We start from the raw sequence: 16,947 nt of genomic DNA on the forward strand, positions 1-16,947 counted from the left end.
CATCAGTGTTAGGGTGGCGACTTTACATCATGCCGCCCATTCCACCCATGCCGCCCATGTCAGGCATTCCGCCGCCAGCACCGCCGTCTTCTTCAGGCTTGTCAGCGACTACTGCTTCAGTAGTTAGGAACATTGCTGCTACAGATGCTGCGTTTTGTAATGCAGAACGAGTAACTTTAGTAGGGTCAACGATACCAGCGTCTACCATGTTTACCCACTCGTCAGTTGCTGCATTGTAACCAATACCAACTTTTTCGCCTTTTAGACGTTCTACAATGATAGAACCTTCTAGTCCAGCATTGTGTACGATTTGACGTACTGGCTCTTCGATTGCACGTAGTACAATGCTTGCACCAGTTGCTTCGTCACCTACTAATGATAGTTCAGCGATTTTACTGTATACGTTAAGTAATGCTGTACCACCACCAGCTACGATACCTTCTTCTACTGCTGCACGAGTAGAGTTAAGTGCATCTTCAATACGAAGCTTACGTTCTTTCAATTCTGTTTCAGTAGCTGCACCAACTTTGATTACTGCTACACCACCAGCTAATTTCGCTAGGCGTTCTTGTAATTTTTCTTTATCGAAATCAGAAGTAGATTCTTCTGCTTGTGCACGGATTTGTGCTACACGGCTAGAAATTGCTTCTGGGTCACCAGAACCTTCTACTACTGTTGTGTTTTCTTTTGTTACAACAACTTTAGAAGCGCGACCTAATTGTTCGATACCAGCAGATTTAAGATCTAATCCAAGATCTTCAGTGATTACTTCTGCACCAGTTAGTACTGCGATATCTTCTAGCATTGCTTTACGACGGTCACCAAATCCAGGAGCTTTTACAGCTACTGCGTTAAATGTACCGCGAAGTTTGTTCACTACTAATGTAGCAAGTGCTTCGCCTTCTACATCTTCAGCGATCATTAGAAGCGGTTTACCTTGTTGAACTACTTGTTCTAATACTGGTAGCACTTCTTGGATATTTGCAATTTTCTTATCTGTAATTAAGATATATGGATCTTCTAGAACTGCTTCCATTTTATCTTGATCAGTAACCATGTATGGAGAAGCATATCCACGATCAAATTGCATACCTTCTACTACTTCAAGTTCTGTGTTGAATCCTTTAGATTCTTCAATTGTAATAACACCATCGTTACCTACGCGTTCCATTGCTTCAGCAATCAATTGACCTACTTCATCATCAGCAGCAGAGATAGCAGCTACTTGCGCAATGGATTCTTTAGATTCAACTGGTTTTGAGATAGATTTTAATTCAGTTACTGCTTCTGCCACAGCTTTTTCAATACCGCGACGGATTCCCACTGGGTTCGCACCAGAGGTTACGTTTTTCAATCCTTCACGAATCATTGCTTGAGCAAGTACAGTTGCAGTTGTAGTACCATCACCAGCAACATCATTTGTTTTTGATGCAACTTCAGATACTAATTGTGCACCCATATTTTCAAATGCATCTTCTAATTCAATTTCTTTTGCAATTGTAACACCATCATTAGTAATTAGAGGTGAGCCGAATTTTTTATCTAATACAACATTACGTCCTTTTGGTCCAAGCGTAACTTTTACTGCATCTGCCAATGTATCTACACCACGTAGCATTGCGCGACGAGCGTCTTCACTAAATTTTAAGTCTTTAGCCATTCTTTATTCCTCCTTGAATGTAGTTACGTATTTTATTATTCAGTCTAAATTTCTCATAAGAGTTTAGCCTATAATAGCTAAAATATCATTTTCACGAAGAATTAAGTATTCTGTACCTTCATATTTCACTTCTGTACCAGCAAATTTAGAAAAAATGATACGATCTCCTTCTGAAACTTCAAGAGCGATCTTTTCTCCATTTTCTACACGTCCAGAACCAACTGCTACTACTTTACCTTCCTGCGGTTTTTCCTTTGCAGAGTCTGGAAGTACGATTCCGCTTGCAGTTGTTTCTTCTTGTTCAACAAGTTCGATAACAACACGATCTCCTAATGGTTTAATCATGTAGAAATGCCTCCTTAATTCGATATCATTTTATTTTATTAGCACTCTTCACAGTTGAGTGCTAATCACAATTATTATAATAATTAATTCTATAAAAAAATGCAAGCAAAAAAGAGTGAAGAAATTATATTTTTTATTCAACATATGTAGTACTCAGTTATAGAAAAATAATACTTCATTTTCTTTTCATTTAATAGCGTGTTCTGATTATAATAACTATATATGCATATGTTAAACTATAGTAATTAATACAGTACATGATAAAGGAGCGTTTTATTTGAGTCGCAGATATTGGTATGTCATTCTTACATATATTATTATGCAGCTTTCAGGGGCTCTCTTCGCCCCAATTTTAGCGGTCGTTTTAGACTTATCTTTAATGGATGCAACGATTTATTGGTCAATATTTTCCTTTGGATTAGCGGTACTCATTACGCTATATCTTCTAAAACCAGATATGCAAATGCGAAATGATAATGCAGCAGGCATTGAAAGCATAATACTTTGGTCCATCGCTGGTTTCTTTATGGCTTTATTCGCGCAAGGTATTGCTGCCCAAATCGAAATAGCTTTAGGGATTGATCCTGGTTCAGAGAACACACAACAAATTATGGATATTACTCGAGCAGCACCGATATTTATGATCGTCCCGGCTATTTTAGCTCCGATTTTGGAAGAAATCATATTCCGAAAAATTATCTTTGGAGAGCTATATAAACGGATGAATTTCTTTTTCGCAGGGTTACTATCAGCAGTCATATTTGGCTTTATTCACTTAGACCCTACGCATATTCTTATTTATGCATCCATGGGATTTGTTTTTGCTTTCCTTTATGTAAAAACAAAACGTATCATTGTGCCTATCATCGTTCACGCAGCAATGAACTCCTTTGTTGTATTAATGCAATATAATATTGATCCTGAGGAACTGCAGCGAATGTTAGATGAGATGCAAATGATATTCTTTGGAGGTTAATCCATGAAACATCCTTATTTAACAAGAGCAATTCTATACTTTCTGGTTGGAATAGCTTTTATATACTTTGGGGTTCAAAGTAAGGAGAGCACCGTTTGGAATTCCGTTACATTGATTTTTTCAGCAGTCTCTGCTTTATGCTTCTTTTGTTCTTTTAAGATGTTTGGTTATCACAATAAAATAAAAAAGAAAAAGTAGACTGCATCTCAGTCTACTTTTTCTTTAAGCAAATTTCAACAAACGCTTACATAATAATCGATTTAAAATAATGAAATAATTACTGTAATGAATAATGTTTAAGAAAATACACAAGTGATTGAAGTTCAATCGCTAAATCAATATGATGCACACGAATATGACTTGGTACTGTAATTCTTGCTGGGGTAAAATTTAATATACCATTAACACCATGATCGACCAGTTGGTTGGCTATCGCATCTGCTTCATCTGCAGGTATCGTTAAAATCGCAACCTCTGTGTCCTTTAATCTTTCCCCTAGTTCGTCAATATGATAGACTGGAACTCCTCCGATATCGGTGCCTACCTTATTCTCATCAGCATCAAATGCAATGGTAATACGGATATTATTATTTTTCATAAAATTATAATGTAAGAAAGCTGTACCTAAATTTCCAACACCTATTAATGCTACTTCTGTTATTTCATGTTGATCTAACGTACGTTTAAAAAATCCTAATAAATATTCGACATTGTATCCGTATCCTTTTTTACCTAGTGCACCGAAATAAGAGAAATCTCTGCGAATGGTTGCGGAATCTACTTTAACCGCTTCACTTAATTCTTTTGATGATACACGCTTTTTTCCTTGTTGATTTAAGTTGTTAATGAAACGATAATATAATGGCAAGCGTTTTGCAGTTGCTTGCGGAATCTTGTTTTGTTCCATACGACCTTCCTCTTTTCAATGCTTAGAATAATTATCATACTATATTTATTTTAACAGATTTATCCTTAGAAGTCGTGACATTTTTCACAATAATATTGTCCCTTCTATGGCGATAAGCTAAACTAGTAATATGAGGTGACAATAAAATGATACTGATGCAATTAAACGGAATATCAAAATCTTTTGGCACAGAAGAGATTTTGTCTAATATAAAAGTAGAAATAAAAGACCAAGATCGAATTGCCATCGTCGGGAGAAATGGTGCAGGAAAATCGACATTGCTAAAAATAATGGCAAATGAAATCCCTTATGATGAAGGAGAGTTTTTCAAACCGAAAGACCTTACCTATGGTTACCTGTCGCAACATATGAAATTGGAATCAGGAAAAACCATTTGGAATGAAATGGAAGATGTGTTTTCCCATTTAAAACAAATGGAGAAAAAGTTACGTGAATTAGAAACAAAAATGGCAGATCCTACTGCAGTGGATGATGCTAGTTACCAACTAATTTTAAAGGAATATGATGACTTACAAGTTCGCTATCAATCAGATGGTGGTTATACGTATGAATCGGATATAAAATCGGTACTTACTGGACTCTCATTTGGAGATTACGATTATCGAGCACCGATTAACGAATTAAGTGGCGGGCAAAAAACAAGACTTGCTCTCGGTAAATTATTGCTACAAAAACCTCAATTACTCATCCTCGATGAGCCTACAAACCATCTGGACATTGATACACTTACATGGTTAGAAGGTTATCTCGTTAATTACCCTGGTGCTATTGTGATTGTTTCCCACGACCGTTATTTTCTTGATAGAACGGTTTCTATAGTTTATGAAATTTCTAGACATCATTCTAAAAAATATCACGGTACCTACAGTAAATACTTAGAACAAAAAGCACTCAATTTCGAACAAGAAATGAAAGAATATGAAAAACAACAAACGGATATTAAACGAATGGAAGAATTTATTCAAAAAAATATCGTTCGTGCTTCCACGACAAAACGAGCACAAAGTAGACGAAAGCAATTAGAAAAAATGGAAAGAATGGATCGTCCAATGGGGGATGAATCATCCGCTTCGATGTCATTTCAGATTAATCGTCGTAGTGGAAATGATGTGTTGAAAATCTCTGATTTGGGTTTTCGATATGAAGAACAACAAGACCCTACATTTCGCCATGTTCATCTCCATGCAAATCGCGGAGACCGTATCGCATTAGTTGGCCCGAATGGAATTGGAAAAACAACGTTATTAAAGACTATTGTGGAAAAAGAGTTTCCTTTCGAAGGAGATATTCAATTAGGGACGAATGTACAAGTTGGCTACTATGATCAGGAACAAACCGAACTTCACTCGAATAAAACTGTGCTTCAAGAATTGTGGGATGAGTATCCTCTAGTGAACGAAAAAGATATTCGTACGATTCTAGGTAATTTCTTATTCTCTGGCGATGACGTGTTAAAGCCAGTATCTGCATTAAGTGGTGGAGAAAAATCACGTTTAGCATTATCTAAATTAAAAATGCAAAAAGCAAATTTGCTTATTCTAGATGAACCAACGAACCACTTAGACATTGATAGTAAAGAAGTGTTAGAAGGTGCATTAGCTGATTTTCCTGGCACGATTATATTTGTTTCGCATGATCGTTATTTTATTAATCGAATCGCAGACCAAGTAGCTGAAATGAGTCCACAAGGAATTAAAATGTATCTTGGTGACTATGATTATTATTTAGAGAAAAAAGCAGAAGAAGCAGAACTTGCTCGTCTTCAGATGGAAAACGCTGTTCAATCAGTAACTGTTTCTGATAAAAAAAGAAACTTTAAAGAAGAAAAACAGAAACAAAGTGAAGAAAGAAAGCGAAAAAGACAGATTGCTGAACTTGAAAAACAAATTGAATCCACAGAAGAGCATATTGCACATTTAGAAGAACAAATGACGTTACCAGAAGTGTATGAAAATCACGAAAAAGCATTAGAGCTAACGGAAGAAACAAACACGTCCAAACAAAAACTTGATGACTTATTAGAGCAATGGACAAGTTTGGAAGAGTTAGATAATTGAAAAAATATTTATTTTCGTTTATAATTATCAACAGGTAAGTTTAAACTTGCCTGTTTTTTTTATATATGCGGACTGTCTAAGTGATGGCATATTTCCGGATAAAAATTTAATAAAAAACCATGGAGGTCGTTAGCTTTTGACGATAGCGCTGATAGGTTTACTTAGTCTAATTGTAGGCATAGCATGTTTTATGACTTGGAAAAAGGGGCTGCTGGTAATCAATACAAGTGCGCTTAAAAAAACAAAAGGGCACGCATCAGCTGAACCTGAAACAAACATCTATGAATTTAATGATAAACATATTTCGGATATCGTTGTTCATCGTTTAGATATCTGTGTGCTTGAAGTTGATACACCCTATGAGGAAGTAATGGATGTTATTATAAATAATCCATATAACAGATATCCTGTATTCGAAGAAGATATCGACCAAATAGTAGGAATTATTCACGTAAAAGACGTACTTTCTTACTTACATAAACATAATGATACCACCAAGTTTCAACTTCGAAATATCATGCATAATCCCTTCTTTATCTTAGAATCACAACGTGTAGACCTTGCATTTAAGGATATGCAAAAAGAACAGATTGCACTTGCGATTGTTTTAGATGAATATGGTGGCACAGAAGGTCTCATTACAACGGAAGATATGGTTAAAGAAATGGTTACTGATGTCCTTCAAGAAGATGATAGTTATGTATTGAATAAACCATCTTTTATCCAACAACTGGCTGGAAATAGATACCGAATTCATGCTCATTCACCATTGTACGAATTAGAAGGTATACTGGGCATCACTTTTCCTGAAGAGAATTTTAATACTTTAAGTGATTTCTTAATCGATCAATTAGGCTATATTCCTGCCAATCATGAGAAGCCGAACCTTCTCTATAAAAATGTACAATTCGAAGTAACTGAAATATCTTCACAACAAATACATTCTGTTATAGCAACCATTTATGAAGAAGGAGTAACATTTATCGATCAGTTTCATAAGCAACCTAGTTAATAAGATAAAAAACTCTCTTTATCCACAATGATGGATTCAGAGAGTTTTTTTATAGCTTTTATTTAAATAGATAGTCATTTTGTATCGTATGTTCCACCGCTACTCGGTAAACTATTGCCAATCCTAACATAGTGGACATGACAGAACTACCTCCATAGCTTATAAGTAGTAACGGAATTCCTGTAATAGGCATGATCCCAATTGTCATCCCGATATTTTGAAACACATGGATAAGCATCAAACTTAAAAATCCAAAGCAGAAATATGTGCCAAATGGTGAATGTTTATAAATGCTTAAACCTAAAGTTACTAAACGGTATAAAAGCATAAAGTAAAGAAAAATTACAATTGCGCTTCCAATAAATCCAAAGCTTTCACCAATTACAGAAAAGATAAAGTCTGTATGCGCTTCTGGATATTGTACTTCTAAACCACTCATTCCTTTACCAAACAATTGCCCAGAACCTAATGACATATGTGAGCGTTCGAACTGGAATGTCGCATCTGCTGATTGTTGTGATGGATCAAACCAAGTCATAATTCGATCAACTTGATATGGTGCGACTCCAAGAACATCAATGGCAAATTGCGGAAATCGAATAATTGCTAGAATAGCAGCTGCTGCTATAGATATCAAACCGACAATTAATGAAACAATAATCTTCCAATTAATACCTGATAAAATAGTCATCATTCCTGCAATAAACAAATACACCATCGACGTACCAAAATCAGGCTGTAGCATAATTAACCCAACTGGTATCAATGTATAAACAATCAGTTTAAGTAGTAACATAATATCCGTTTTCATAGTTTGAACTTCTATCTTTTCTTTATGGCCAGTTATCGTTGCTGCTAGAAATAAAATCGTCGACATTTTCGCAAATTCGGCAGGTTGAATGGACAACCCAGGTAAGGTGAACCAACTATTTGCTCCATTAATTTCCCTTGCAATTGCATCAGGACTAATAAGCAAGAGTCCCAATAAGAAAACTCCACCTAAATAGATATATATACTACCTCTATATAACTGTTCGAGGTCGATAAATTGTATCGCTGCTACAAAACAAACACCAATACCAAAAAAAGCAATTTGTCTTATGACAAAATTTGTATTAGTTTGATCAATTTGCTGCGCATTATAAATAGCCAATAAACTAATGATTACAAATCCTAAAAAGAGTAGGATTAAATCAGTTTGAAAATAATAATTTTGTTTTTTATTCATCGGATTTCCACCAAATTTCTTCCTGTTAATATCCTTATTTAATACAACACTTATCCACAACAAAAAGCTCGAAAAATGTCTAAAAAACTCGAACTAATAAAATTTATACACATAATCCACAACCAAATGAACAGTTATCCACTTTTTCATCCACATTTAAAAGATGATTACGTAGCTTATCTACATAATATATCCACACCCTTGTGAATAACCTGTGATTAATCAAGCAAAAGTGAAGGATTTGCATTTAAATCGAGTGTGGAACGATGACCCTTTTCAAACAATATGGTGCCTGCAGCAGCAATCATTGCTGCATTGTCTGTACATAGTTGAATTGGTGGAATATATAATGGAAAATCCTCGTCTGAAAAACGTTTCTCTAGACTTTTTCTTAACCCTGTATTAGCAGCTACTCCACCTGCTACAATAACTTGATTTACGTTATATTCTTTCGCTGCACGATATGTTTTTTCTGTCAGTACTTCCACAACACTAGCTTGAAAACTTGCAGCAATATCTTCTGCATTCAACGTCAACTCACGTTGCTTAGCATTATGAATTTTATTTATTACGGCAGACTTCAATCCACTAAAACTAAAATCATAACTATCTGCTTCTAGCCAAGCACGCGGAAAATTAATCGACTCTTCACCTTCAGCAGCTAAGCGATCAATTTGCGGACCACCGGGATACGGTAATTTCAACATACGAGCTACCTTATCATACGCTTCTCCTGCGGCATCGTCTCTTGTTTCCCCTATTAATTCATAATCACCATGTTCCTTCATTAGAACTAATTCTGTATGTCCCCCAGAAACAATAAGGGCTAACATTGGAAACTCAAATTCATGCGCTAAACGATTTGCATAGATATGACCAGCAATATGATGCACCCCAACTAATGGTTTCTTTTTAGCAAACGCTAATGCTTTCGCTGCATTCACACCTACTAATAAAGCTCCCACTAATCCAGGCCCCTCTGTAACTGCAATGGCATCTATATCTTTCCAAGTAACACCAGCTTCAGTAATTGCCTTTTCAAGCACAATTGTAATTTGTTCAACGTGATGTCTAGATGCAATTTCAGGCACAACTCCCCCGAAGCGTTTATGGCTTTCGATTTGAGATGCAACTACATTGGACATAATCTCTCTACCATTTTTTACTACAGAGGCTGCAGTCTCATCACAACTTGTCTCTATACCTAATATAATTGTATCTTTTTTCATTTTACATTCACCCACATCACTATGGCATCCTCATGATTATCCGTGTAATACCTTTTACGAATACCACCAGGAACTAAACCAAATTTTCTATATAAGGACTGTGCTGCTATGTTTGATGCACGCACTTCTAGTGAAAGACGTTCTACTCCTTTTGATATGGCAAGCTGCATCACATAACGAAATAACTTTTCACCTAGTTTATTTCTACGATAACTTGGTAAAATAGCAAAATTTGTTATTTGCGCATCATCTAAAACAATCCACGAACCAATATAACCAACTATTGTATGCTCTATTTCAACGACATAATAATACGCATGAGCATTTTCTATTAATTCTTGATAAAAAATATCCGTTGTCCAAGGTGTTTGAAAACATGCATTTTCTACATGTAAAACTTCAGGAATATCAGTAAGTTCCATTGGACGTATCGTAATATTATTCATTCGCTTGATGTTCCTTCTGACTTTTTTGCCAATTTGCTTCTGCTTCCGCTAAACGTAAATAATTAGGGACGAGCTCATGAATGGATTCCGATTCTATATTCATCCCTGCAAGACCTAAATGCGAAGCTTTTGGAAGATGATAGACAGATTCAGGGATAATTGCTAATTCCCCTAATTCCTCTTTAATTAATTCTTTAAATTCATGAATATCTGGACTCAAGAATACTACCTTTTCGCCCTGCTTTTTTAATTTATCAAGCATGGAAGTCATAAGTGAATTTTCTTCTTCGATTACTTTTTCAATTTTATTATCATTAAATTGATATCCACCAGTAAACACTAATCCTCTTCTCGCATCAAAGAAAGGACATATAATTCCGTTAAAGAACTTTCCTTGATATGCGAGTACCTCTAAACTGGAGACACCTACTACTGGTATTTGTAATGCCCAAGCCATCGTCTTTGCAGTAGATAGGCCTATTCTTACTCCAGTGTATGACCCGGGACCTTTTGCTACTATAATTCGATCAAGATCTTCTGGTTGTATAGATACTTGATGCATAAGACTTTCAACAGCAGGCATTAAACGAACGGAATGATTCTTCGTGAGATTAGTTGTAAGTTCTGCGATTATCTCTCCATTCTTTAATAATGCCACACCTAATACTTGATTGGAAGTATCGATTGCAAGTATATTCATACATAAACTCCTAACCGTGTAATTCGTTTACTACTTGTTCAAAATGAGACCCTCGAGGATACAAATCAATTTCACGAATATCTTCATTATCCGTGTACTGAATAGATATATCTAAACGATTCTCGGGTAAGAATGGCTCAATAAACCCTGCCCACTCAACTACAGAGACTCCATTCCCATGAAAATATTCATCAAAGCCAATATCTTCAAGTGAATCCTCCAAACGATAGACATCCATATGATATAAAGGCATTTTCCCACGATATTCTTTCACGATTGTAAACGTAGGACTCGTAATATGACGCTTCACTTCTAGTCCAGAAGCAATTCCTTTCGTAAACGTTGTTTTACCAGCACCTAGCTGACCTTCTAACGTAATAACATCACCAGGATGCAACAACTTTGCTATTCTCTGGCCGAGAGTTTTAGTCTCTTCGGGAGAATGAAGCTGTATTTTCATTTAATTCACCTACTTCAAATGCGTATATCCGCTTTTTTTAAGCACTTTACGCACATCATTATCTTCTATATAAACAGGATGCTTGTTTTCTTCTATAACATTACCAATTATCGTTAATTGGGTGTTTGTCTGCTCAGCAGCTTTTTTTACTACATCCCAATCGTACTTAGCGACTGTGCCGAGAAGTTCAAAATCTTCGCCACCAGATAATTTCCACTGATACTGTTGCTCATACGTAAATTGATTAAAAGAACGTGAAACTGGTATGTCATTTTCACTTAGAACTATAGACACATTAGAGGCTTCTGCAATTTCACTTGCCTCATTAGCAATCCCATCACTAACATCATTTAAAGATACTCTTTCCAGACTTTCTAGAGCTTGCGCAAAAGCCACTCTCGGTTCTGGTTTTCGATGTCGACCTATATAAAAATCTTGATCAATATATCTGTTGTTTTCATTGGTCAGGATATGAAACCCTGCCTGAGAGTCCCCTAACGTGCCCGTAACAAAAACAATGTCTCCTTCTTTAGCATGCTGACGACATCGAGCTTTATTTGTGTTGGTATATCCAATTACTGTAATAGAGATTGTTAATTGTTTACCTGAAACGGTGTCTCCACCAATAATATCCATATGATATTTCGACGCTAAATCATCCATACCTAAATATATCTGGGACAGCTCCTCTTGAATCCAATTCTTTGGTATAACGATAGAAACTAAATAGAAACTAGGTGAAGCTCCCATTGCTGCTAAGTCACTTATATTGGCTCCTAATGCACGATAACCTATATGATATGGTTCCATTGTAGAACGAGAAAAATGTACATCCTCTACAAAGGTATCTACTGCCGTAACAATATCCATCGAACTTCGAAAAACCGCGGCGTCATCTCCAATTCCTTTTAACAGAGAAGACTGTTGATAAAACTTCGGCTTAATCGAATTTATAAAAGAAAACTCATCCATTTAAAATCACCATTCTTTGTATTCACTACCAACTATCATAGCAAAAACAAAAGAAAAAAGAAAAAAATTGGACGACTAAATTATGTCTACAAACTAAAAAAACACAGGTTTCAATTAAAACCATGTGTTCTACAACTTCTAATATAATTTTCATGGCGGTCCGGACGGGACTCGAACCCGCGACCTCCTGCGTGACAGGCAGGCATTCTAACCAACTGAACTACCGGACCAACTTTTTACTTATGTATGGCATCCAGTATTTCAGTGAATCTGGATCTTACTATAGTAATATTAAATAATTTGGTTGCGGGGGCAGGATTTGAACCTGCGACCTTTGGGTTATGAGCCCAACGAGCTACCAGACTGCTCCACCCCGCGATATGACTTATGATATGGAAAATATGGTCATACACTTCTATGTGTTATACTCACATATTATATCCAATCTAAGGATAAATTATCCTTGCCTGGCGGCGTCCTACTCTTGCAGGGGTAAAACCCCAACTACCATTGGCGCTGAAAAGCTTAACTTCTGTGTTCGGCATGGGAACAGGTGTGACCTTCTAGCTATCGCTACCAGACAATCCTTAAAAACAAGGACAAGTAATATTATATCCATATAACTATAAAAAAGCAATACCTTTTTAAAATTTTTTTATATTTTTTTATTTCATCGTTTGTTTTTATGAAAAAACAGCTTGTAAACGTTGAAATGAAGCTCTAGTATTGCAAAACAAATTACTTCTTCTAGATTACTTTATAGTCGACTACTTCCAAAGCCAAGTCATTGCTATAAAACTGTCACTAAAATATTCGTTGTATTAAACTTAGTAATTACGGAAATTGACTCATATGAATAATTTTACTTTTAAGAAAAAATGAAATAAGATATAGGTAGAATAAATAAAAATCCACTAGGGGTGCCATTTGGCTGAGATAAGATTCATTTCTTAATCCCTTTGAACCTGAACTGGTTAATACCAGCGTAGGAAAGTGGAGTTGGCGAGTTATACCTATTCTTTAGCTGTATACACAACCACTCCATTTTCGGGGTGGTTTTTTTGTTCTTCATTCTAATTTTTAGAGAGGAGATTTTTTGATGGATACTATTACAAAAATTAAAGAAGATAAGCCGTTTATTTTTAATATTACCAATGAAGTTGCGATTAATTTTGCTGCTAATGGTTTAATCGCAATCGGAGCGTCACCTGCGATGTCCCATACTCCAAGAGAGGCAAAAAACTATGGAGAAATTGCCGACGCAGTAGTGCTGAATCTTGGGACATTAACGGAAGAACGTGGAGAAGCAATGTTAAAGGCTGGAATAGCAGCAAACGAAAATGGGGTTCCTGTTATTCTTGATCCCATTGCAGTTGGAGGCACAGATTTTCGGACGGAAATCATTGATGACATACTTACAACGGTAAAGCTAGCCGTAATACGTGCTAATGCAGGGGAAATAGCTGTGTTGGCTGGTAAGCTAGAAAAAGCAAAAGGGCCAGATTCCATTATTCAAGAAAACGATCCAGAAATAGCAAAAACAGTCGCTAAAAAATATGATACGGTTGTCATTTCAACTGGAAAAGTTGACGTTGTGACCGATGGTGAGCGAACTGCGTTATGTAAAAACGGGCATGAAATGCTACAAAACATTACGGCTAGTGGATGTTTACTTTCATCTTTTGTTGGACCTTTTGTAAGCGTAGTTGATGATTTTTATAAAGCAGGTATATATGCTGTAACAAGTTATGGCATTGCAGCTGAATTAGCAATGGCAAAAGCAGCGGGGCCTGGAACATTTATTCCAGCCTTACTCGACGAGTTGTATTTTCTATCGGATGAAAAAGTAGAAAAATACAAACAAGTTCAAGAACTATAAGGATATATTTCATTATGGAAAGAGGGAAAGCAAATGGAAAATCTTCTATTTATCGAGACAGGGACAGGAGTAGATGTACATGGACAAGATGTGAATATTGCATCAGAACGAGCAGTAATGCATGCAATCCATACCAATTCTATGCCAGGAATGAAGAAAATTCTACCAGATGGTGATTTAGATAAGATGAAGGTACATGTAAAACTGGGCATCCCATTGGATCAGGAAAAATTGGATCACTACAGAATAAAACAATTAATTCCTTATGGCACAGTCACTGTTGAGGTCTTGCCTGGAGGCATGGCAACAACTAGTGGGATTTTTCTGGAAGATCAGCAGGATAAAAACGATTTAATGTATATTGTTAATGCTGTTGTAGAAGTAGGCTATTAAACAAAAATTAAGGAGGATTCTCTATGCGTTTTTCAGAGTCATTGCGAGAGGCAACGAAAGAGAGTTGGGAGTTAAGTTTAAATCATCCATTTGTACAGGGTATTGTAAGTGGTGATTTGCCACTAGAAACATTCAAAAATTATATTCTGCAGGATATCTATTATTTGAAGCATTACGGCAAGGTGCATGCTTTTGCGGCTGCCCATTCAGATGACTTTCATGTTGCTGCTAAACTGGCTGAAAAAGCAAAGAAGACAGCTGAAGCAGAGTTAACGGTGCATAAGGAGCATGCAGAAATTTTACAGATTACAGATGCGGAAATCGAGAATTTTAAACCAGCACCAACTGCCTACGCGTATACATCACATTTGTACCGTGCGTCGTTGTCCGGAAGTTTAGCTCAAATTGTAGCCGCAATGCTGCCATGCTACTGGTTATATGCGGATATTGGTTTGACCTACAGGGATGCGAAACCAAAAGAGAAAATTTATCAAAACTGGTTGAACACCTATGGGAGTGATTGGTTCCAGGAATCCACACAGGAAATGATTGACCTGCTCGATACATTAGCTGAACAAGCAGGAGAAACAGAGAAGGAAAAAATCAAAACACAATTTATTATCGCGAAAGAATATGAGCTTGCATTCTGGGAAATGTCCTATACGTTTGAAACATGGCTTTCGGAAAAAGCAACAAATCTAGCATCCTTTTAAATAGAGGATTTTTAATAATAAGTGAACTACTTATAACTTGTGGTTAATATAATCAACCCATAACAGCTTCGTGTAAAATGTAAGTTACCAGACAAACAATTCATTGGAAGGCTGGTATCTTACGTTTATGATCTAAATGCATCCTCTTATTGCTTTATTTAGTGATGTAAATAAAGCAATAAGGAGGTAGCTTGTTTTTTATTGATTACATTTTCCCCTTACCCCAACAATTATTTTAGAGCCAGTTTAGTTGACTAACAAAGAGCCCATGCCGTATGCTTCATAAAGCACGTTTTTCAGACCGAAAAAAATAGGTGAAGAAACTTGTAGAGCGGATGATAAAGAGAAGGCTGTGGAAGCGAGAAAGATATATAAAATAACCAGGATCTTTTTTTACATGTTCTGTCACTACCTTTCTTTTTTGCCAGTCACAGCTTATTATAAGGCACTCTTCCAAACCATTTATAACGGCGAGTTGAAATAAAACGGTATGCAGGATCACCAATTTTTTGTGCGAACGGTAAATAAAGCAATAAAGCTAAAGGGATAGTGGCTGGTAGTAAAGAAAGAATCTTGCGGACGGTATTAAATCCTGTCAGAATTCGTTTATCTTTGGTATACATATAGATTTCGTCATACATATTTTTATAGTTATTGGCTCTCTCTTTTATTGAATCACTTAATTCCTGAACAGGGTACCAGAAAATGGTGTTATTCCAGTCCAGACTTTTCAGTACTGCCTTCACTGTCCTACATAAAGGGCATTCAGCATCGAAAAATACAATATGTTTATTCAAACGATTTTTCTCCCTTCTGTTTCAGATGTCTTTTCTAGTTTAAATTGTTTTCCATCATTTGTTGATTTGTATATATTCCCTTAATAACTTCAATATAAATACATTTCCTTTTACTTCTTCTGAGTAAACCATGTACTGTTTTATAAATCAGATCATCTTACTGAGTAAATAATGGAAGTCAATGTTGGTTCTATTGATTCTATTTTAGATGTAGTGGGCGATGTATTGTTCTTCACTTCCCTTTAAGTATTGAAAAAAGGCGGGAAGTTTTGTACATCTGATTTTGCTGGTGGTCAAAAGACAGAACTCGACTTTAGAACCATGTACATAAAACATATTATCCTGTATGGCTCTGTTTTAGGTACAAGACCAAATTTCAACGAATGCTAGAAGAAATTTCAAAGGGAAAAGTTAACCTAGTTATTGATCGTACATTTCCTTTGGAAAAAGCAAGAGAAGCCCAGTCGTATTTTAAAGAAGCGGGGAAAATTGTTTACTTACTGAGGAATAAATAGATGAAAAGGTTAACCAGAATAAATTTGGTTGATCTTTTTTATTTTTTTAGTAAATAATTAGCCTATTTGTATTCTTATAACGGAATATATTAGCCTAAAGATAACATGAAACCAAAGACTTACACAAAACAACTCGAATTTGAGTCGCCAAGTAAAGGGGGGTTACTTTAGCGTTCGATAATCATGTACCTTGTTTGTCCAATCACCACACTGCGGACAGCGATGAGAGGTTCTCTCCAACTCCCACCTAATGTAATAAATACCTTCTCTTACTTCTGTATCTAATATATTTCCTTCTTCCAACCCAGGTAATGTTATGTTAGAATCCAATTGCACGCATCTCCTTTTTGGTTTGTTTAGTGGCTTAAACAATGATAACAAAAATAGGAGATTGCGTGTTTTTTATTGATTAAATTTTTCCCTTACCCCAACAACCAACAATTATTTTAGAGCCTTATTTTCAATCCTAACAGAAAAGACGGATTAGATACTTAAATCTAATCCGTCTTTTCGTTCGTTGCCTGGCGGCGTCCTACTCTTGCAGGGGCAAAGCCCCAACTACCATCGGCGCTGAAGAGCTTAACTTCTGTGTTCGGCATGGGAACAGGTGTGGCCTCTTCGCTATCGCTACCAGACT

Annotated in this window: 17 protein-coding genes, 2 tRNA genes, 2 rRNA genes, 2 pseudogenes and 1 riboswitch; of the genes and pseudogenes, 8 read left to right on the forward strand and 15 right to left on the reverse strand. The window is 36.1% G+C overall.

Going from position 1 to position 16,947, the window contains the following annotated elements; translation table 11 throughout:
• Positions 1-22: 22 nt before the first annotated feature.
• Together groL and groES are read right to left on the reverse strand one after the other, a co-directional pair.
• Entirely contained in the window at positions 23-1,660 is a 1,638-nt protein-coding gene (groL, locus tag AQ616_RS17575; RefSeq protein WP_069686442.1) for a chaperonin GroEL, read from the reverse strand.
• Positions 1,661-1,723: 63 nt separating this feature from the next.
• Entirely contained in the window at positions 1,724-2,005 is a 282-nt protein-coding gene (gene groES, locus AQ616_RS17580) for a co-chaperone GroES (RefSeq protein ID WP_011065061.1), read from the reverse strand.
• 277 nt (positions 2,006-2,282) lie between these two features.
• Between groES and AQ616_RS17585 the strand changes: the two genes are divergently transcribed.
• Positions 2,283-2,981 (forward strand): CPBP family intramembrane glutamic endopeptidase, encoded by a 699-nt coding sequence (locus AQ616_RS17585; RefSeq protein WP_017795772.1) that lies wholly within the window; start codon positions 2,283-2,285, stop codon positions 2,979-2,981.
• Between the two features lie 3 nt (positions 2,982-2,984).
• Positions 2,985-3,179: a YdiK family protein gene (locus AQ616_RS17590; protein WP_069686443.1), complete on the forward strand. Its 195-nt coding sequence runs from the start codon at positions 2,985-2,987 to the stop codon at positions 3,177-3,179.
• Positions 3,180-3,258: 79 nt separating this feature from the next.
• Here AQ616_RS17590 and AQ616_RS17595 read toward each other — a convergent pair whose 3' ends face one another.
• Complete coding sequence (locus tag AQ616_RS17595; protein ID WP_017795770.1) at positions 3,259-3,888, reverse strand: redox-sensing transcriptional repressor Rex; 630 nt, start codon at positions 3,886-3,888, stop codon at positions 3,259-3,261.
• A 146-nt stretch (positions 3,889-4,034) separates the two neighbouring features.
• On the opposite strand from AQ616_RS17595, the gene AQ616_RS17600 reads away from it, so the two are divergent.
• Positions 4,035-5,966, forward strand: coding sequence for an ABC-F family ATP-binding cassette domain-containing protein (locus AQ616_RS17600; RefSeq protein WP_069686444.1), 1,932 nt, complete (start codon positions 4,035-4,037; stop codon positions 5,964-5,966).
• A gap of 190 nt (positions 5,967-6,156) precedes the next feature.
• Positions 6,157-6,978 (forward strand): transporter associated domain-containing protein, encoded by an 822-nt coding sequence (locus AQ616_RS17605; RefSeq protein ID WP_240490527.1) that lies wholly within the window; start codon positions 6,157-6,159, stop codon positions 6,976-6,978.
• A 58-nt stretch (positions 6,979-7,036) separates the two neighbouring features.
• Here AQ616_RS17605 and AQ616_RS17610 read toward each other — a convergent pair whose 3' ends face one another.
• The 9 genes from AQ616_RS17610 to rrf (AQ616_RS17650) all read right to left on the reverse strand — a co-directional run bounded on the left by AQ616_RS17610 (position 7,037) and on the right by rrf (AQ616_RS17650) (position 12,594).
• Positions 7,037-8,206 carry an FtsW/RodA/SpoVE family cell cycle protein gene (locus AQ616_RS17610; RefSeq protein WP_069686446.1) on the reverse strand — a complete coding sequence of 390 codons (1,170 nt, stop codon included), beginning with the start codon at positions 8,204-8,206 and terminating at the stop codon, positions 7,037-7,039.
• Between the two features lie 218 nt (positions 8,207-8,424).
• Positions 8,425-9,435 (reverse strand): tRNA (adenosine(37)-N6)-threonylcarbamoyltransferase complex transferase subunit TsaD, encoded by a 1,011-nt coding sequence (tsaD, locus tag AQ616_RS17615; RefSeq protein ID WP_017795766.1) that lies wholly within the window; start codon positions 9,433-9,435, stop codon positions 8,425-8,427.
• Positions 9,432-9,881 (reverse strand): ribosomal protein S18-alanine N-acetyltransferase, encoded by a 450-nt coding sequence (gene rimI, locus AQ616_RS17620; RefSeq protein WP_017795765.1) that lies wholly within the window; start codon positions 9,879-9,881, stop codon positions 9,432-9,434. The genes tsaD and rimI overlap by 4 nt, the downstream gene beginning before the upstream one ends.
• The gene (gene tsaB / locus AQ616_RS17625; protein WP_069686447.1) at positions 9,874-10,581 is read right to left on the reverse strand and encodes a tRNA (adenosine(37)-N6)-threonylcarbamoyltransferase complex dimerization subunit type 1 TsaB; all 708 of its coding nucleotides are present in this window, start codon (positions 10,579-10,581) and stop codon (positions 9,874-9,876) included. Before tsaB ends, rimI begins: the two co-directional genes overlap by 8 nt.
• 10 nt (positions 10,582-10,591) lie before the next feature.
• Positions 10,592-11,041 (reverse strand): tRNA (adenosine(37)-N6)-threonylcarbamoyltransferase complex ATPase subunit type 1 TsaE, encoded by a 450-nt coding sequence (gene tsaE / locus AQ616_RS17630; protein ID WP_069686448.1) that lies wholly within the window; start codon positions 11,039-11,041, stop codon positions 10,592-10,594.
• 9 nt (positions 11,042-11,050) lie between these two features.
• Positions 11,051-12,013 carry a thiamine-phosphate kinase gene (gene thiL, locus AQ616_RS17635; protein ID WP_017795762.1) on the reverse strand — a complete coding sequence of 321 codons (963 nt, stop codon included), beginning with the start codon at positions 12,011-12,013 and terminating at the stop codon, positions 11,051-11,053.
• Between the two features lie 153 nt (positions 12,014-12,166).
• Positions 12,167-12,243: transfer RNA gene (locus tag AQ616_RS17640), tRNA-Asp, on the reverse strand.
• Between the two features lie 71 nt (positions 12,244-12,314).
• Positions 12,315-12,391, reverse strand: a tRNA-Met gene (locus AQ616_RS17645).
• 87 nt (positions 12,392-12,478) lie between these two features.
• Positions 12,479-12,594 (reverse strand): 5S ribosomal RNA (rrf, locus tag AQ616_RS17650).
• A 325-nt stretch (positions 12,595-12,919) separates the two neighbouring features.
• Positions 12,920-13,022: riboswitch (TPP riboswitch) on the forward strand.
• A gap of 90 nt (positions 13,023-13,112) precedes the next feature.
• Between rrf (AQ616_RS17650) and thiM the strand changes: the two genes are divergently transcribed.
• From thiM to tenA, 3 genes are read left to right on the forward strand one after another with little or no spacing between them, the layout of a single operon-like run.
• Entirely contained in the window at positions 13,113-13,892 is a 780-nt protein-coding gene (gene thiM / locus AQ616_RS17655; protein WP_069686449.1) for a hydroxyethylthiazole kinase, read from the forward strand.
• A gap of 33 nt (positions 13,893-13,925) precedes the next feature.
• Positions 13,926-14,285 (forward strand): Lin0512 family protein, encoded by a 360-nt coding sequence (locus tag AQ616_RS17660; RefSeq protein WP_017795760.1) that lies wholly within the window; start codon positions 13,926-13,928, stop codon positions 14,283-14,285.
• A 23-nt stretch (positions 14,286-14,308) separates the two neighbouring features.
• Positions 14,309-14,998, forward strand: a complete 690-nt coding sequence (gene tenA / locus AQ616_RS17665) for a thiaminase II (RefSeq protein ID WP_069686450.1) — start codon at positions 14,309-14,311, stop codon at positions 14,996-14,998.
• 428 nt (positions 14,999-15,426) lie between these two features.
• Here tenA and AQ616_RS17670 read toward each other — a convergent pair whose 3' ends face one another.
• A complete protein-coding gene (locus AQ616_RS17670; RefSeq protein ID WP_017795758.1) occupies positions 15,427-15,795 on the reverse strand; it encodes a thiol-disulfide oxidoreductase DCC family protein in 369 nt (122 codons plus the stop codon).
• A gap of 129 nt (positions 15,796-15,924) precedes the next feature.
• On the opposite strand from AQ616_RS17670, the pseudogene AQ616_RS19350 reads away from it, so the two are divergent.
• Positions 15,925-16,310 (forward strand): annotated as a pseudogene (locus tag AQ616_RS19350) (zinc-binding dehydrogenase); the annotation flags it as partial.
• Between the two features lie 165 nt (positions 16,311-16,475).
• On the opposite strand, the pseudogene AQ616_RS19480 reads toward AQ616_RS19350, so the two are convergent.
• Positions 16,476-16,640, reverse strand: a pseudogene (locus AQ616_RS19480) (ISL3 family transposase); the annotation flags it as partial.
• A 189-nt stretch (positions 16,641-16,829) separates the two neighbouring features.
• Positions 16,830-16,945: ribosomal RNA gene (gene rrf / locus AQ616_RS17675) — 5S ribosomal RNA — on the reverse strand.
• Between the last annotated feature and the right edge of the window lie 2 nt (positions 16,946-16,947).

This window comes from Oceanobacillus sp. E9 (assembly GCF_001741975.1).
Lineage (GTDB): Bacteria > Bacillota > Bacilli > Bacillales > Amphibacillaceae > Oceanobacillus > Oceanobacillus kimchii.

What these genes read in the sequence shown, in the direction of transcription:
- groL (WP_069686442.1), bottom strand. Translation starts at nt 1,660, where the DNA reads ATGGCTAAAGACTTAAAATTTAGTGAAGACGCTCGTCGCGCAATGCTA.
- groES (WP_011065061.1), bottom strand. Translation starts at nt 2,005, where the DNA reads ATGATTAAACCATTAGGAGATCGTGTTGTTATCGAACTTGTTGAACAA.
- AQ616_RS17590 (WP_069686443.1), top strand. Translation starts at nt 2,985, where the DNA reads ATGAAACATCCTTATTTAACAAGAGCAATTCTATACTTTCTGGTTGGA.
- AQ616_RS17595 (WP_017795770.1), bottom strand. Translation starts at nt 3,888, where the DNA reads ATGGAACAAAACAAGATTCCGCAAGCAACTGCAAAACGCTTGCCATTA.
- AQ616_RS17600 (WP_069686444.1), top strand. Translation starts at nt 4,035, where the DNA reads ATGATACTGATGCAATTAAACGGAATATCAAAATCTTTTGGCACAGAA.
- AQ616_RS17605 (WP_240490527.1), top strand. Translation starts at nt 6,157, where the DNA reads ATGACTTGGAAAAAGGGGCTGCTGGTAATCAATACAAGTGCGCTTAAA.
- AQ616_RS17610 (WP_069686446.1), bottom strand. Translation starts at nt 8,206, where the DNA reads ATGAATAAAAAACAAAATTATTATTTTCAAACTGATTTAATCCTACTC.
- tsaD (WP_017795766.1), bottom strand. Translation starts at nt 9,435, where the DNA reads ATGAAAAAAGATACAATTATATTAGGTATAGAGACAAGTTGTGATGAG.
- rimI (WP_017795765.1), bottom strand. Translation starts at nt 9,881, where the DNA reads ATGAATAATATTACGATACGTCCAATGGAACTTACTGATATTCCTGAA.
- tsaB (WP_069686447.1), bottom strand. Translation starts at nt 10,581, where the DNA reads ATGAATATACTTGCAATCGATACTTCCAATCAAGTATTAGGTGTGGCA.
- tsaE (WP_069686448.1), bottom strand. Translation starts at nt 11,041, where the DNA reads ATGAAAATACAGCTTCATTCTCCCGAAGAGACTAAAACTCTCGGCCAG.
- thiL (WP_017795762.1), bottom strand. Translation starts at nt 12,013, where the DNA reads ATGGATGAGTTTTCTTTTATAAATTCGATTAAGCCGAAGTTTTATCAA.
- thiM (WP_069686449.1), top strand. Translation starts at nt 13,113, where the DNA reads ATGGATACTATTACAAAAATTAAAGAAGATAAGCCGTTTATTTTTAAT.
- AQ616_RS17660 (WP_017795760.1), top strand. Translation starts at nt 13,926, where the DNA reads ATGGAAAATCTTCTATTTATCGAGACAGGGACAGGAGTAGATGTACAT.
- tenA (WP_069686450.1), top strand. Translation starts at nt 14,309, where the DNA reads ATGCGTTTTTCAGAGTCATTGCGAGAGGCAACGAAAGAGAGTTGGGAG.